11 protein-coding genes are annotated in these 15,281 nt (G+C 59.1%); 6 read left to right on the forward strand and 5 right to left on the reverse strand.

Annotated features, from left to right (window positions below; all coding sequences use genetic code 11):
• Positions 1 to 101 precede the first annotated feature (101 nt).
• Positions 102 to 1,232, reverse strand: coding sequence for an ATP-binding response regulator (locus AC3WN7_RS16410; protein ID WP_102674311.1), 1,131 nt, complete (start codon positions 1,230 to 1,232; stop codon positions 102 to 104).
• Positions 1,229 to 6,091: a response regulator gene (locus AC3WN7_RS16415; RefSeq protein ID WP_102674310.1), complete on the reverse strand. Its 4,863-nt coding sequence runs from the start codon at positions 6,089 to 6,091 to the stop codon at positions 1,229 to 1,231. Before AC3WN7_RS16415 ends, AC3WN7_RS16410 begins: the two co-directional genes overlap by 4 nt.
• Positions 6,092 to 6,447: 356 nt before the next feature.
• Between AC3WN7_RS16415 and AC3WN7_RS16420 the strand changes: the two genes are divergently transcribed.
• Both AC3WN7_RS16420 and AC3WN7_RS16425 read left to right on the forward strand, forming a co-directional pair.
• Positions 6,448 to 7,089: a response regulator gene (locus AC3WN7_RS16420; RefSeq protein WP_102674309.1), complete on the forward strand. Its 642-nt coding sequence runs from the start codon at positions 6,448 to 6,450 to the stop codon at positions 7,087 to 7,089.
• Between the two features lie 242 nt (positions 7,090 to 7,331).
• Positions 7,332 to 7,631 (forward strand): hypothetical protein, encoded by a 300-nt coding sequence (locus AC3WN7_RS16425; RefSeq protein WP_102674308.1) that lies wholly within the window; start codon positions 7,332 to 7,334, stop codon positions 7,629 to 7,631.
• A 102-nt stretch (positions 7,632 to 7,733) separates the two neighbouring features.
• Here AC3WN7_RS16425 and AC3WN7_RS16430 read toward each other — a convergent pair whose 3' ends face one another.
• Complete coding sequence (locus tag AC3WN7_RS16430; RefSeq protein WP_095967107.1) at positions 7,734 to 8,387, reverse strand: hypothetical protein; 654 nt, start codon at positions 8,385 to 8,387, stop codon at positions 7,734 to 7,736.
• 273 nt (positions 8,388 to 8,660) lie between these two features.
• Positions 8,661 to 8,939 (reverse strand): DUF2790 domain-containing protein, encoded by a 279-nt coding sequence (locus AC3WN7_RS16435; RefSeq protein WP_095967106.1) that lies wholly within the window; start codon positions 8,937 to 8,939, stop codon positions 8,661 to 8,663.
• A gap of 477 nt (positions 8,940 to 9,416) precedes the next feature.
• On the opposite strand from AC3WN7_RS16435, the gene AC3WN7_RS16440 reads away from it, so the two are divergent.
• From AC3WN7_RS16440 to AC3WN7_RS16450, 3 genes are read left to right on the forward strand one after another with little or no spacing between them, the layout of a single operon-like run.
• Positions 9,417 to 10,829, forward strand: coding sequence for an FAD/NAD(P)-binding protein (locus AC3WN7_RS16440; RefSeq protein ID WP_102674307.1), 1,413 nt, complete (start codon positions 9,417 to 9,419; stop codon positions 10,827 to 10,829).
• 16 nt (positions 10,830 to 10,845) lie between these two features.
• A complete protein-coding gene (locus AC3WN7_RS16445; protein ID WP_102674306.1) occupies positions 10,846 to 11,805 on the forward strand; it encodes an alpha/beta fold hydrolase in 960 nt (319 codons plus the stop codon).
• 23 nt (positions 11,806 to 11,828) lie between these two features.
• Positions 11,829 to 13,256 (forward strand): GGDEF domain-containing protein, encoded by a 1,428-nt coding sequence (locus tag AC3WN7_RS16450; RefSeq protein ID WP_102674305.1) that lies wholly within the window; start codon positions 11,829 to 11,831, stop codon positions 13,254 to 13,256.
• 47 nt (positions 13,257 to 13,303) lie between these two features.
• Here the strand turns inward: AC3WN7_RS16450 and AC3WN7_RS16455 are convergent, their stop codons facing one another.
• Complete coding sequence (locus tag AC3WN7_RS16455; RefSeq protein WP_102674304.1) at positions 13,304 to 14,254, reverse strand: DMT family transporter; 951 nt, start codon at positions 14,252 to 14,254, stop codon at positions 13,304 to 13,306.
• Between the two features lie 90 nt (positions 14,255 to 14,344).
• On the opposite strand from AC3WN7_RS16455, the gene AC3WN7_RS16460 reads away from it, so the two are divergent.
• Positions 14,345 to 15,280, forward strand: coding sequence for a LysR substrate-binding domain-containing protein (locus AC3WN7_RS16460; protein WP_095966946.1), 936 nt, complete (start codon positions 14,345 to 14,347; stop codon positions 15,278 to 15,280).
• Position 15,281: the final 1 nt, after the last annotated feature.

Genomic DNA, 15,281 nt, shown 5'->3' on the forward strand with positions numbered 1-15,281 from the left:
ATTTTCTCCGGCGGGTCCCAAACTACGATCGTCATCATGTTGAAATGGATGATGCCATGGAGCTTCGATGCAGGATGTACTGCTTGAAATTGATATCCACGTCAGTCGATGGGCAGCGATATGCTCAATTTCGTTCCTTTGTCCGGTGCGCTGTCGATCGTGAACTCCCCACCCAGCATGCTGATGCGTTCCTTCATGCCCACCAGCCCGAACGAGTTCAGTTTTTTGCGATCCGTCATGCCTACGCCGTTGTCCTTGATCTGCAGGTAAAGCCGGCGACCCTCCCTGGAGAGTTCGATGTGCACCTTTGTCGCTTGCGCGTGTCGGGCAATGTTCGACAGTGATTCCTGCACGATGCGGAACAGCGTCGTGGCGGATTTTTCATTCAGGTCGCAACGGAAGTTTTCGTCTTTGGCCGACATCGTGCAATCGATCGCGCTGCGCTGCCGGAACTCTTCAAGTTGCCACTCGATCGCGGCCTGCAATCCCAGGTCGAGTACGGGGGGCCGAAGATCATTGATGATACTGCGCACACTGCGGATGGCTGTATCGAGGTGATTCAGCGCATCGCTGGCCTTTTCGTTGAGCCTGGGGTGCATGGTACGGGTGCGCGCCTGCAGCATGGAGACATCGATTCGCAACGCCAGCAGACTTTGTCCCAGCTCGTCGTGGATGTCGCGAGCGATGCGCTTTCGCTCTTCTTCCTTGAGGTGCTCCTGATAGGAGGCCAGTTCACGCAGCTGCCGTTTCGATTGCTGCAATTCTTCGGCCTGCATCGTCAGTTTGCGCTGCAAGTAGAACAGGTCGACAAACACCTGGACCTTGGCGCGAAGCACTTCGGCCACAATCGGCGAGAAGATGTAATCCACGGCGCCGGACGTGTAACCGCGGAAACGCTCGGAATCGGTGTCGGCCTCCGCGGTGACGAAGATAATGGGTGTATGGGCCGACTTCGGGCGGCCGTGAATAAGTGCAGCGGTTTCAAAACCGTCCATCGCCGGCATTTTCACGTCGAGCAGTATGACGGCGAAGTCGCGCTGCAATAGCAGGCGCAGCGCCTCGCGTCCGGAAGTCGCCGTGGCGACATCGAGGCCCATGTCGGTAATCACTGCGGCGAGCGCGGTGAGCTTGGCGGGGTTGTCATCCACTAGCAACACCGATGCTGGCACGCCATCAGGCGGGGCAGGGTGCCGCACCTGGGCGCTCTCTTTGAATACCGGAGGTTGCTTCATCGATAGAGCCATCTGCGCATCAGTGACAGCAGCTGGTCGGTATCCACCGGCTTGCTGACGTAGTCCGAGGCGCCTGCCTCGATGCACTTTTCACGGTCACCCATCATCGCCTTGGCCGTCAGCGCAATCATGGGCAGGGCTTCAAATCGTTTGAAGGTACGGATCTGGCGCATGGTTTCAAAGCCATCCATCTCGGGCATCATGATGTCCATCAGCACGATGTCGGTATCGGGCTGCTGCTGCAGCAGTTCTATGGCGGTCCGGCCGTTTTCCGCCGTGGCCACCCGCATGTTGTTGCTCTCGAGCACGCTGGTCAGGGCAAAGATATTGCGCACGTCGTCGTCGACCACCAGGGCCTTTTTGCCCTCGAGGCTGTCCGACCCCTCATAGAGTTTTTCCAGCATCCTGCGCTGGGTCTGCGACAGCCTGTCGACGACCCGGTGTAGAAACAGTGCGGTTTCGTCGAGTATGCGCTCGGGAGACTGAACGGCCTTGATCACGCCCTTGCCCAGCAGTGTCCGGAAACGCTCGTGTTGCGGCTTGGTCAGTGTCTCTGCACCGTAGACGACGATCGGCAGTTCACGCCTGGCCTGGTCTTCCTGCAACGCCTCGAGCAGCTCGATGCCGGATGCGTCGGGCAGTTCGAGATGGATTGCCATGCAGTCGTAGCGTTTCTTTGCCAGTTTCTTCAAGGCTTCAGCGCCGCTGGCGGTCGTTTCGATCTTCAGGTCGGTGTTGCCGAGCAGATCGAGGAGGCGGGCGCGGTTCGCTTCGTCAGCGTCGATCAGCAGCAGGTTCCTGGTGTTGCGCCCTGCGAATGCGACGATGCCCACCAGCGCATGTTGAATCTCGTCGGCTGTGACTGGCTTGAGCAGATAGTCGTATGCGCCATAGCGCAGCCCGCGTGTGCGGTCGTCAGTGTTCGAGATGATCTGGACCGGAATGTGACGCGTGGCGAAATTTCCCTTCAACTGCTCGAGCAGCAACCAGCCATCGATGTCCGTCAGGCCCGGGTCCAGTGTGATTGCGGCGGGATTGAAGCGCTCGACCAGCTCCGGCGCATCCGCGCCACGGGTCGTGACGATCGCCCTGAATCCCTTCTGATGCGCGGCCTCGAGCAGGATGCCGGCGAATCGGGCGTCGCCCTCGAGCATCAGCAGCACCTGGTCGCCGGGTTGGACCGACTCGCGGTCGTCGAGTATCTGTGCAGAAGGGCCGGACATAAGGTCGCGCCTGACCTGGCCAGGTACTGCCTCTGTTGCGGGTTCGTCCAGCGTCTGACGCTGGGCATCCTGTGTTCGCAAGGGCACGTACAGCGCAAAAGTACTGCCCTTGCCGATCTCACCGGGGATCAGCCGCAGCTCACCGCCCAGCCGGTGTGCGAGCTCGCGGCTGATCGACAGGCCGAGGCCGGTGCCGCCGTATTTTCGTGAGGTTCCGGTATCGGCTTGCTGGAACGCCTCGAAGATCAGCTTCTGCTTGCCGGCCGATACGCCGATGCCGGTGTCGGTGACCACGAAGGCGACCACCGCATCGGCGCGATTCAGTTCGCTGTGATCCACACTCCACCCGGACACAACGGGCTCGATGCTGATCTTGACGCTGCCTTGTTCAGTGAACTTGAAGGCGTTGGACAGCAGGTTCTTGACCACCTGCAGCAGGCGCTTTTCGTCGGTCCACAAGACGGGGGGCAGGGTAGGTGCCAGTTCAATCGTGAAGGTCAGGCCGCGGCTTTCGGCGACCGGCCTGAAGGTGCGTTCGATCTGGTCGTGCAGATCGGCGAACCGCGCTTCATTGAGATCCAGTGTGACCGTACCCGACTCGATCTTGGACAGGTAGAGAATCTCGTCGATCAGCTCCAGCAGGTCTTTGCCCGCGCTGCGGATGGTCTTGGCATATTCGACCTGCCTGGGGGTGAGATTGTGTTCCGCGTTGTCGCTGAGCTGGCGGGCCAGGATCAGCAAGCTGTTCAAGGGCGTTCTGAGTTCATGGGACATGCTGGAGAGGAATTCGGACTTGTACTTCGAGGTCAGCGTCAGCTGCTCCGCCTTCTCCTCCAGCGACAGTTTGGTGATTTCGACTTCACGGTTCTTGCGCTCGACTTCGGCTTTCTGCTCCGCCAGCAGGCCGGCCTTGTCCTCCAGTTCCTCGTTGGTCTGTCTCAGTTCCTCCTGTTGCCTTTGCAGTTCGTGCGCCAGCGATTGCGACTGCTTGAGCAGTTCTTCGGTCCGCATATTGGCTTCGATCGTGTTGAGCACGATACCGATCGATTCGGCGAGCTGATCAAGGAAGGTCTGATGAATGATGCTGTAGCGCGTGAACGAAGCCATTTCGACGACGGCCTTGACCTTGTTCTCGAACAGGATCGGCAACACGATGATATTCAGCGGGGCGGCAGCACCCAGACCGGATGAAATCGCGACGTAATCGGCCGGTACATCGGTCAGCAGGATGCGCCGCTTCTCGTAGGCGCATTGCCCGACCAGGCCCTCGCCGAGCCGCCACTCATCGTTCACATTGATGTTGCCCTTGTACGCATAAGCGGACAGCAGCTTGAGTTTCGCCGGATCCGGCGGGTTCTCGTCCATCATGTAGAACACACCGTGCTGGGCGTTGATCAGCGGCGCCAGTTCAGACAGCACCATCTTGGAGACTGCCGCCAGATCGCGCTGGCCCTGCAGCAGGCGGTTGAATTTCGCCAGATTGCTCTTGAGCCAGTCCTGCTCCGCGTTTTGCCGCGTGGTTTCGCGCAGGTTGCGGATCATCTCGTTGACGTTGTCCTTGAGTTCCGCCACTTCACCCTTGGCTTCCACCTCCACGTAACGGGTCAGATCGCCCTTGGTCACGGCCGTCGCCACATCGGCAATTGCACGCACCTGGTTGGTCAGGTTGGCGGCCAGACCGTTGACGTTGTCCGTCAGGTCGCGCCAGGTGCCGGCAGCACCCGGCACGTTGGCCTGGCCCCCCAGCTTGCCCTCGACGCCCACTTCACGCGCCACCGAGGTCACCTGGTCGGAGAACAGCGCCAGCGTATCGGTCATACCGTTGATGGTGTCGGCCAGTTCGGCGATCTCGCCCTTGGCTTCCAGTGTCAGCTTCTTCTTCATGTCGCCGTTGGCGACGGCGGTCACCACTTTTGCGATGCCTCGCACCTGGCTGGTCAGGTTGGCTGCCATGAAGTTCACGTTTTCGGTCAGATCCCTCCAGGTGCCGGATACACCTTGCACCTGTGCCTGCCCCCCGAGCTTGCCTTCGGTGCCGACTTCGCGCGCCACCCGTGTCACTTCGGCGGCAAAGCTGTTGAGCTGGTCCACCATGGTGTTGATGGTGTTCTTCAGCTCCATGATTTCGCCCTTGGCTTCCACGGTGATCTTGCGCCCCAGGTTGCCTTTGGCCACTGCTGTCGTCACGTCGGCGATGTTGCGCACCTGATTGGTCAGGTTGGCCGCCATGCTGTTGACCGAGTCGGTCAAGTCTTTCCAGGTCCCACCGACGCCCGTCACCTTGGCCTGGCCGCCGAGTTTGCCGTCAGTCCCCACCTCGCGAGCCATGCGCGTCACTTCGTCGGCAAAGGTCGAGAGCTGGTCCACCATGGTGTTGATGGTTTCCTTGAGCTGGAGAATTTCACCTTTGGCTTCGGCGGTGATCTTGCGCGACAGGTCGCCGTTGGCCACCGCCGTCGTCACGTCGGCAATGTTGCGCACCTGGGTGGTCAGGTTGGCCGCCATGCCGTTGACCGAATTGGTCAAGTCCTTCCAGGTACCGGACACGCCGGTGACTTCGGCCTGTCCGCCCAGTTTGCCTTCGGTACCGACCTCCAGCGCGACGCGGGTCACCTCCGAGGCGAAGCTGGAGAGCTGGTCGACCATGGTGTTGATGGTGTTTTTCAGTTCGAGAATCTCACCCTTGGCTTCAACGGTGATTTTCTTGCCGAGGTCGCCACGCGCCACCGCCGTCGTCACCTGGGCGAGGTTGCGCACCTGGGTGGTCAGGTTGGCCGCCATGCCGTTGACCGATTCGGTCAGGTCGCGCCAGGTGCCCGAGACGCCGCGCACTTCCGCCTGGCCGCCCAACTTGCCTTCGGTACCGACTTCCAGCGCCACGCGGGTCACCTCCGCCGCGAAACTCGAGAGCTGGCCGACCATGGTGTTGATGGTGTTTTTCAGTTCGAGAATCTCACCCCGGGCTTCGACGGTAATCGTCTTGCCCAGATCGCCTTTGGCCACTGCCGTGGTCACGTAAGCGATATTGCGCATCTGGGTGGTCAGGTTGGCGGCCATGTCGTTGACGGAGTCGGTCAGGTCTTTCCAGGTGCCGGATACCCCTTTGACATTGGCCTGCCCGCCGAGAATCCCCTCAGTGCCGACTTCCCGCGCCACGCGGGTGACCTCGGAAGCGAAGGAGCCCAGGCGCGTCACCATGGTGTTGACGATCTCGGCGGATTTGAGGAACTGGCCCCGCAGTTTCAGACCGTCAAGTACCGGCGGTACCTGCTGGCTCAGATTACCCTCGGCCACCGAACCGACCACGCGAATGATCTCGTTCATCGGGCTGATGAGGTCGCTGGTGAGCGCATTGCTGGAGTTGACGATCTTTTGCCACGAGCCTTTCATCATCGGCAATTGGATTCGCTCGTCGACCTTGCCCTGCTTGCCGATCAGTTGCGCCACGCGTTCGAATTCGGTGGTGGTCTCGGCCGCCATGTCGATGATCTCGTTGAGCGTGTCGGCGATCTTGCCCGGCATGCCGGTCCAGTCTTCCGGCATACGCGTGGTGAAGTCACCTTTGCGCAACGATTTCAGCGCTGCCAGCAATGTCTTCATGTCCAATACTTCGATCGGTGTCGTCACTGTGGCCATGTCTGTGTCCAGTCAAAATGGATGCCGCGGGCAAGGCATTACCCCTTGCCGCAGGAGCCGGCTTCGCAGTGTTTACCCTGTCGAACACTGAGCGCTGGCTTACGAAATACTAGCAAGGTTGGCGCAATGCCCCGGATCCCGGGGGGAATTGTCATCTTGCAGTGCAATCCCGACCTGCTAACGTAGAACCCGGCAGCCGATGCAATGGCTTGCTGGCCACTGGCCACTGGCCGCAGGGTGGGTGTGGGAATGCATGAGCACGCGCATCTGTGTCGGCGGGGCTCGCGGGTTCAACATCATCTGTACATCGAGACACGAAACGGCCAGGGCCTTGCGGGTGCGAATGGAAAAGACAGATGACTGACCACAAAATCAGAGTCTTGCTGGTGGATGATCACAGCATTGTGCGTAGCGGTGTGCGACGCATGCTGGAGACGGCCGGCGAGATCGACGTCACGGGTGAAGCCGAGACGGCACAAGATGCCATGGCCCTGGTTCGCGAGCAGGATTTCGACGTGGCGCTGGTCGATATTCAGCTACCCGACAAGAACGGCCTCGAACTCCTCAAGCTCATGCGTGCGCACAAGCCCAGGCTCGCCGTTCTGATGTTGAGCATGCATTCGGTCGAGGCCTATGCGTTACGCGCAATCAAGCACGGCGCAGCGGGATACCTCACCAAGGATATTTGCGCAGCCACCCTGGTGGCGGCCGTTCGCAAGGTGGCCTCGGGCGGCAAGCACGTCAGTCCCGAGCTGGCGGAAAAACTGGTCAACGCGATCGGCAGAGGCGACGAGGCACCCCACGAAGCGCTCTCCGACCGGGAGCTTGAAGTACTGAAGCTCCTCGCAGCAGGCGAAAGAATTGTCCGTATCGCCCAGATTCTGCACTTGAGCCCGAGCACCGTCACGACGTACCGGGCACGCATCCTGGAAAAAACCGGGATGGACAGCAACGCGAAACTGGCCCGCTATGCACTCGAAAACGGCTTGTTAACCTAGAGTGGCTGCTTGTAGTGGAACCACTACAAGCTTTTGGCTGATATCTCCACAAAGAACTCCTGCTAACGTCGATAGCGGGGGCCGTCCCAATCAAGCATATTTACCCCTCGGAATATATTGGTCTGCTCAATGGAGTTGTCTTCGTCAACGAGTCAGAAAAGACTCCGGAATGGATATTCACAAGTTGAGCACTGAGTGCACGCTGCATTTATGTTGAATCAACGTTCAAACTGGAGGGCGTCATGATGATAGGTTATGGGTTATGCGCATTACTGTGGGGTGTGGTGCTGCTGGAGGAAATCCAACTCATGCCCCGTCAGGAATGGAAAGAAGAGGGTCTGAAAAAGGTTCTATTGCTGCGCCGGACCAGAACACAGACTGGCTACTTTATTGCGTTGATCGCGGGCGCCCTGTGCCTTTACAGCGAAATCCTGGTGGCACCGGTCGATCAGAGTATTTTCAATCCGGAGCTGATACTTGCCGTATGTGGTGTTCTTTGGGGGGCTTATCTTTCCGTAGTCTGCATGAAGGGGAAACGATAGAGGCCGCTGGATCTCGTTTAAACCAGCGTTAGCAGCACCGTTTCGGAACTGCTAACAGCGAGTTTTATTGGCTGAAGCCGAACTTCCTTGTTCAGCCTGGCTTCACCATCCAGCGAGGGCGGCGTTTCCTGGAGTCCTGAAACCTTGCTCCCTACGCGCTTCGGTGTCTCTGTCTTTTGCCCAGGCAGTGAGCAGGACCATCATCCCGAAACCGCCGACGATGAGAACCGGATAGGCTGCCAGCAACTCGACCAGCGAGTATTTCCAGGCCAGCGGACGACCGACACCGAGCATGGCGGCATAGAACCAGGACACGGCGGAGAGAGCGCCGGAGAACAGCGCCAGCATGCGCAGGCTGAAGGAGAGCTTGAGTAACGAACCGGCTTTTTTCAGCGCCGGCAATACAGCGCTATGCAACAGGAAGCCGTTAAAGGTCAGCAGCACGACGATGCCAATTTTGGCTTGCAGTTTTGGATTGAGGAAATACTCCATCCCTTTACCGGCATAATCGATCCCGACAATACCAATGCCAGTAATCCAAAGCGCTACAAGTGCAAGCGATACGGTTTTTTGAAGGCTTTCCATGTGCGCGTCATCTTGGTGACCTGACGCATCCCCCTTCAGGAGTTGCTTGACCATTGCGATGTCACTGGTCAAGACCAGCCCGATTGCCACGCAACAGGCGATAAGATGAAAATAGACAACGCCCAAACGCACATATTCCACGGTGGACGAAGAAAACATACTAAGTTCCATGGTGACCTCTTTTATTCAATAGTGAATCAACTTGGCTCTTGGCACGGCTTGATTACCGTTGCTGACTGCCATTCAGATCCAGCCATTGTTATCAATTAATCCTGGGGCAACACGCCACCAAGATAATAGTGAGTTTCGCGAATGAACTTTCAGTCATTCGAATATGTCCATTTTCAGGTAACACAAAACCTCAATCGCACTGAGTGCACAGGAGGTTCAACTTCCGCTTCTTGTTAGGGGGCGGCTAGGCCCGGAACCCGATCGAGGAGTTGATCAGGCAATGCTGGTAGGGTCGGCAGGGCTTCCACCCCATTCGAGGAAACGGATCTTGTGAATCTCGCCCTCGCTGTCTTCGTAGACCAGGGTCACCGGTACGACGCCGGTCTTGTCGGATGTATCGGTGCGCTGCAATACCCGTTTCACATCGATGTCCATACCGTAGTGGTATTCGACGGCTGAGACATGTGCACCGGGGTCTTGCAGATTGTTCTGGTCAAAGACACTGGGTGCGAGACTGGAAATCACGGCACTGACTATCGTGGCCATGCTCATAAGGCTGTACCTCCACTGAAGTTCACTTGACAAGGACTTAATGTGACACGTCATGAAAGTGAAGTTCACTTCACCGCGACGAACGCGCCCGTCAGAAAAGCCTGTAGTGGCTGCAAACTCCCTGCAATTCCCCGCGCTTGACGCCTCTCGACCATTCGTCCTAAAACCCCTGAATTTGTTGGTTAAAGTCCGTTTTTCAGGGAGGTCATAACATGTCATGACGGATTTTTATGCAGGGTGAATCAGTGCCTTCAAGCCAGTCGACCGAGTCCTTCGTGACAGGCAGCAATCGGCTATGGATTCGACCGGCGCTCACCACACTCGAGCCCGGCGGTTGATGGGGCGTCCGTCTGGCGCGCGGGCTGCAGCCATTAATTCCATTGGTTATGGAGGTGAGCAGCATTCGTTCTATTGAGCGCGGCATTGGTGGCTAATCTACGGAAGTTGAGGGGACAACCTTCAGGGCGGTGCAGCCATATGGACGAAAATCCGATCGAAACCGATTACCTGGTCATCGGTGCTGGCGCGACGGCCATGGCCTTCGTCGATACGCTACTCAAGGAAACGAATGCACGCATCGTGATGGTGGACCGACACGAACGAGCTGGCGGGCACTGGAATGATGCCTACCCCTTTGTACGGTTGCACCAGCCCTCGGCCTTCTATGGCGTCAACTCAAGGGAACTGGGTAGCGGAACGAAAGATACGACGGCACTGAACGAGGGCTTGTATGAGCTGGCCTCCGGCGCGGAGGTGGTGAGCTACTTCGATCAGGTGATGAATCAGCAGTTTCTGCCATCCGGTCGAGTCCGTTACTTCCCCATGTGCAACTACACCGGCGACCGCATTGACGACCACCGGTTTACCTCGCTCGTCAGCGGTGCAGACCATCAGGTGCGGGTGCACAAAAAGGTGGTGGACGCCACCCATGCCCAGACAGCAGTGCCCTCGACCCACCCGCCCAGGTACAGGGTGGAACCCGGCGTGCAATGCGTGCCACTGAACGACTTGCCGAAAATCCGCCACCCATACACCAGCTACGTCGTGGTGGGGGCAGGCAAGACCGGGATCGACGCTTGCCTGTGGTTGCTGCAAAACGCTGTTGCGCCCGAAAAAATCTGCTGGATCATGCCGAACGATCCGTGGTTGATCGACCGGGCCAACTTGCAACCCGGCCTCGACGGCTTCGAACGAACAATCGGCGGTCTCACGGCACAGTTCGAGGCTATCGCAGCCGCGGGCTCGATCCCGGACCTGTTCTTAAGGCTTGAGGCGACAGGTCAGCTCCTGCGCCTGGACAAGTCCGTCGAACCCACTGCTTACCGCTGCGCCACCGTCACACAGGCGGAACTGCGTGAGCTTCGACGCATCGACAACGTCGTGCGCCAGGGGAGGGTGCGCGTTATCGAGTCAACGCGCATCGTGCTCGAGCAGGACAGCATCGCCACAAGCCCACATGCTCTGCACATTGATTGCAGCGCCAGTGCCATCCCGAGACTGCCTGAAATGAAGGTGTTCGACGGCGGCAAGATCAACCTGTTGATGGTCAGCAGCTGCCAACCCGTGTTCAGCGCGGCCTTGATCGCCTATGTGGAAAGCCACCTGGTCGATCAAGCGCAAATGAACGCGCTGTGCAGGATGGTCCCGCCGCCTCACGTCCCCACGGACTGGATCAGAATCTGGGCGGTCTACCTGGGTAACCAGCTACGCTGGGGAGAGCATGAAGGTTTGGCCCGCTGGATCAAGCAGTCGCGTTTGTTCTTCATGACGGCGGTGGTCAGGGGCCTTACGGAAACCGACACCGAGAAACTCGCACAGCTGCATCGGCTCTCGGTCAGCCGACAGCAGGCTCTGGCGAGCTTGCCACGGTTGCTGGGGGCCATCGCTTGAATCGCAGGAAGCGCACATGAACGAGCCACACCTGGAACTGCTCGACATCAATGGCATCCGCATGCAGATCGCCACGCAAGGTAGCGGCCCGCTGGTCTTGCTCTGCCATGGTTTTCCGGAGCTGTGGTACTCGTGGCGCAACCAGCTCGCTGCGCTGGCGGCCGCCGGCTACAGGGCGGTAGCACCTGACATGCGCGGCTATGGCGGCACAGATGCGCCGGCCGAACCCGACGCCTACACCACGCTCCACCTGGTAGGCGACATGGTCGAGTTGGTCAACGCACTCGGCGAACAGCAAGCCGTGATCGTCGGCCATGACTGGGGCGCGCAGGTGGCCTGGAGCGCAGCAATGATGCGACCCGATCTGTTCCGCGCCGTGGTCGGCATGAGCGTTCCGTTCTCGTCGCCGGCGCGCGTGGAGCTCCTCAGCGCGCTGGCCTCGCGGGGTATCAACGACTTCTACATCCAGTATTTCCAGACGCCGGGTGTGGCCGAGGCCGAGCTGGAAAGGAACGTCGAGTCGTCGATCCGGCGCATCTACTTCAGTGGCTCGGGTGACGGGCCCGAGGGGCCGGTGTTCGGCCGGCTGCAGCCGGGCCAGGGCTTCCTGGGCGCGATGATCGAGCCCGAAACCCTGCCAGCCTGGCTAAGCCTGGAGGACATTGCCTATTACACCCGCGAATTCACCCGCAGCGGATTTCACGGCGGCTTGAACTGGTACCGCAACATGACGCGCTCATGGGCACTGCTGGCACCCTGGCGCGGTTGCAAAATCCAGCAGCCGTCGATGTTCATAGCCGGCAGCCGCGACGCCGTGCTGAAGTTTCCGAGCTCCCCGCGGCAGATCGAAGCCTTCGCGCAGACACTGCCGCAACTGCGCGGGTGTCATATCCTCGAAGGTGCCGGCCACTGGATACAGCAAGAGCGCGCGACAGAGGTCAATGAGCTGCTACTGGGCTTCCTGAAAAAACTATGAATGGATCAAGACCGGAGGGACCCATGATCAATTTCATCGCCACCGACGAGCCACCTGAAGCCGTTCGCTACATGGTCAGGGTTTACGCCTGCTTGCTGCTCGCAGGGTTTGCGCTTGTTCCGGCCTATCTGATTGGCTACCTGTACTTTTTTCAGGACCCCACGCTTTTATTCGAGAATCACCTGTTCCATATCATTGCGATCACGGCAGCCACCTTGGCAGGCCTGTTTGTTACTTACGTCACGTGGCGCTGTTATCAGTCATCGGGAGAGCCGCTGCTACGATGGATGACGCTTGGATTTCTCGGCTTTGTAGTGATCTACGCGTTGCATGGTGCGTTCACCGGGCTTGCGCACCACAATATCTGGCTCTTCCTGCTTTATGGACCGGCCTCTCGACTGGTCATGTCGGTTCTGCTGTTAGTCGCAATGCTCTCGTACCAGCGCCCACCAGATGCCGCGGACCAACGAATGACGGCCCGCCCTTGGTTGACCTGGATAGGACTGTTCCTGCTGGTTGACGTGGCAGTGGCGTACGTCGCGAATTCGCCGATCGCCGGCAATCTCGCGGTGCGCCTCTCGATGGAGGGGGGCGCCCTCGTTCTTTCCACATTGACCGTGACAATTCTCCTGCTGCGCCGTATCCGTTCGCCGCTGATGACCATTTTCATCATCTCGGTCACCGCATTCGCGCTGTCCTCCCTTGCCTTCATCCTTGCACGTCCGTGGAACCACATGTGGTGGCTCGCTCACGCGATCTTCGCCGGTGGATTCTTCATGTTGAGCTATGGGGTCGTGCAAGCGTTCCTCACCACGCGGTCGTTTTCCAGGATTTACAGCCAGGAGGAGTTGATGGTGCGTCTCGCCGAAGCGATGGCGTATGCCGAGAACGCCCTGCAGGAACTCCAGCGCACCAATCAGGAACTCGGGCATCTTGCGGCGACCGATCCACTGACAGGCGCTGATAACCGGCGTCGGTTCATGGAGCGGGTCGAGGGCGAAATCGGCCGGACCAAACGCGGTGATGCGCCGTTCTCCGTGTTGGCACTGGATCTGGATAATTTCAAGTCCATCAACGATCGCTTCGGGCATCAGGTTGGCGATGACATCCTGAAGAGTTTCGTGGAGAAATGCCTCGATTCGATCCGGCCGTATGACGGCGTAGCCCGAGTGGGCGGAGAGGAATTCATGATACTGCTACCTCAGACTTCACTTGAAGGCGCGCACGAAATCGCCGAGCGGCTGCGAAGCACCGTGGCCAATAGTTCTTTTCATGGCCTGCAGCGGTCAACCGTGGTCACGGTGAGCATCGGCGTATCGCAATCCGGTCGCGATGGCGACACCATCGAAGCCATTCTGCGTACAGCCGATCAACGCCTGTATCACGCTAAACACCAAGGCCGTAACCGTGTGGTCACTGCCTTCAAGACCAGCCTCCAACCTCTGCCCTGACCGTCGTCTTGAAGTCGCCGAAAGCGTTTGCGCCACAGTATTGACTGTCATTCGCAGGGTTCAGCCTGTTTCACCGGCATTATCCGATGACGTTTCGCCGCCCATACGACCCCGCCCACCAGCAACAGGATCGAGACCACTTCCATCAAGCCAGGCATTCGCTGGCTGAACAGAAAACCGTACACGCAGGCAAACAGCGTTTCGAACACGATCATCTGGCCGCTCAACGACGCGGGCATTCGACGCGAGCAAGCATTCCAGAGCCCATTGGCCAGCCATGAACCACAGAGCGCCAGGAACAGGCAAACCCACAGGAAAGTCGTCCAGCGGCTGCTTTCAACCTCGGAGGGCACCAGGTTCGGGAACAGCATCAAGGCCGCGATGCCGAACACGATCGCCACGATGCCCGTCACGATGCCTGTCAGCGTCGACCATTCGCTGCTGTTGAAATGGCTTTGCTTGAGATACCGGGCGTTGTGGGTGGCGTACCACGACCAGCAGGCCACGGCACTGAACCCGCAGGCCAGGCCCAGCAACCGGGAAGGCAGCGAGGTGCTCTGCGCCGGCGCGCCCGTATGTTCCAGACTGACCGATACGATGCCCAGGAATACCAGCAGCAAGGGGAGCTTGAGTCTGGTCAGGGGCAGGGACCCTGCATCGCTACGCCCCAGAAAGGTGATGGCGAGCGGCATCATGCCGTTGATAAGGGCCGCCGCGGTCACCCCGCTCAGCTGTACGGAAGCACCCAGGAGCGCGTAGTTCAGGATATTGCCGGTCAGTGACAGGCGCAGCAGCATCCAGGCATCGCCGCGGGTCAAACGTGACAGCAGGCGAGACGCGATGGGCAAGGCCACGAGGAGCGAGATCATCCCGTACAGGGCAAACCGTACGCTGCTGATCAGCACGGCATTGAATTCCGGCAGCAACGAAGGGCCGATAATCACGCCACCCCAGATGGCACCCGCCAATATCGCAAATACAACTCCACTGTTCATCATTTTGGCTCTGGCAGGCTGTTTAGCCGCATTCTAGCCATGGCAGATAAGCGCCACCTGCGATATAAAGTTGGTCACCCATTCCGCAGGGGAATGTCTCGTAGCAATCGCCAGTCCCGGAGAACCGTCATTAACCGTTATCTGCGTACCTTGCCCCCATTGGAGACCCTGATCACGTTCGAGGCCGTGGGACGACACGCCAGCTTCACGGGCGCCGCCGGCGAACTGTTTCTGACCCAGAGCGCCGTGAGCAAACAGATGCGCCAGCTTGAGGACTGCATGGGCGTCCCGCTCTTCGAGCGCAAGCCACGAGGGGTCAAGTTGACCAGCGCAGGGGATGAACTGCTGATGACGGTCAACGTGCTCCTGACCACGATGTACCAAAGCGTCACGCGCATTCGCAACGTTCATCAGTCCAACGCCGTCTCGGTGCTGGCGACCCATGCCCTGGCCCAGTTCTGGCTGTTCCCGAAGCTGATCGAATTCAACAAGGCGTACCCCGACATCGCCGTGCACGTTCACGCGATGAATGAGTTCGATGAGGCCAGCCTCAATGATTTCGACGTAGGCGTACTCTATGGTTGCGGCCAATGGCCCTCGCTGGACAGCGATTTCCTGCTGCCGGAAATCGTCTATGCCGTGGCTCATCCTTCACTGGATGTTTCGGGGGTTGAGACACTGGAGCAATTGGCGCAAGCCAACCTGGTGCAAATCGACACCTGCGCCTGGCAGTGTCTGGACTGGCATCAATGGTTCGGCCACTTTGGTATCGACTTCGTCGCGCGGGAGAAGGCCCCGGTCTTCAACCAGCTGACGTTGGCGTATCGGGCCGTTCAACAAGGCATGGGCATCGGCCTGGCCTGGTCGTTCATGGCGGATGAGGCGCTGGCCAAGGGAGAGTTGCAGCGGGTGACGCCTTTTGAATGCGTGACGGGCAATGGCGAGTTCCTGGTATCGCTCAAGCATCGCAAGCGTTCTGCCTCTGCCGAGATATTTCGCCAGTGGCTCCTGGGGTCGATGGGCGACTGAT

The organism is Pseudomonas sp. FW305-70 (assembly GCF_058783925.1).

Excerpts from the sequence above, each read along its gene's own strand:
- AC3WN7_RS16440 (WP_102674307.1), top strand. The coding sequence starts at position 9,417 with ATGGACGAAAATCCGATCGAAACCGATTACCTGGTCATCGGTGCTGGC.
- AC3WN7_RS16455 (WP_102674304.1), bottom strand. The coding sequence starts at position 14,254 with ATGATGAACAGTGGAGTTGTATTTGCGATATTGGCGGGTGCCATCTGG.
- AC3WN7_RS16410 (WP_102674311.1), bottom strand. The coding sequence starts at position 1,232 with ATGAAGCAACCTCCGGTATTCAAAGAGAGCGCCCAGGTGCGGCACCCT.
- AC3WN7_RS16445 (WP_102674306.1), top strand. The coding sequence starts at position 10,846 with ATGAACGAGCCACACCTGGAACTGCTCGACATCAATGGCATCCGCATG.
- AC3WN7_RS16415 (WP_102674310.1), bottom strand. The coding sequence starts at position 6,091 with ATGGCCACAGTGACGACACCGATCGAAGTATTGGACATGAAGACATTG.
- AC3WN7_RS16425 (WP_102674308.1), top strand. The coding sequence starts at position 7,332 with ATGATGATAGGTTATGGGTTATGCGCATTACTGTGGGGTGTGGTGCTG.
- AC3WN7_RS16435 (WP_095967106.1), bottom strand. The coding sequence starts at position 8,939 with ATGAGCATGGCCACGATAGTCAGTGCCGTGATTTCCAGTCTCGCACCC.
- AC3WN7_RS16450 (WP_102674305.1), top strand. The coding sequence starts at position 11,829 with ATGATCAATTTCATCGCCACCGACGAGCCACCTGAAGCCGTTCGCTAC.
- AC3WN7_RS16460 (WP_095966946.1), top strand. The coding sequence starts at position 14,345 with ATGTCTCGTAGCAATCGCCAGTCCCGGAGAACCGTCATTAACCGTTAT.
- AC3WN7_RS16420 (WP_102674309.1), top strand. The coding sequence starts at position 6,448 with ATGACTGACCACAAAATCAGAGTCTTGCTGGTGGATGATCACAGCATT.
- AC3WN7_RS16430 (WP_095967107.1), bottom strand. The coding sequence starts at position 8,387 with ATGGAACTTAGTATGTTTTCTTCGTCCACCGTGGAATATGTGCGTTTG.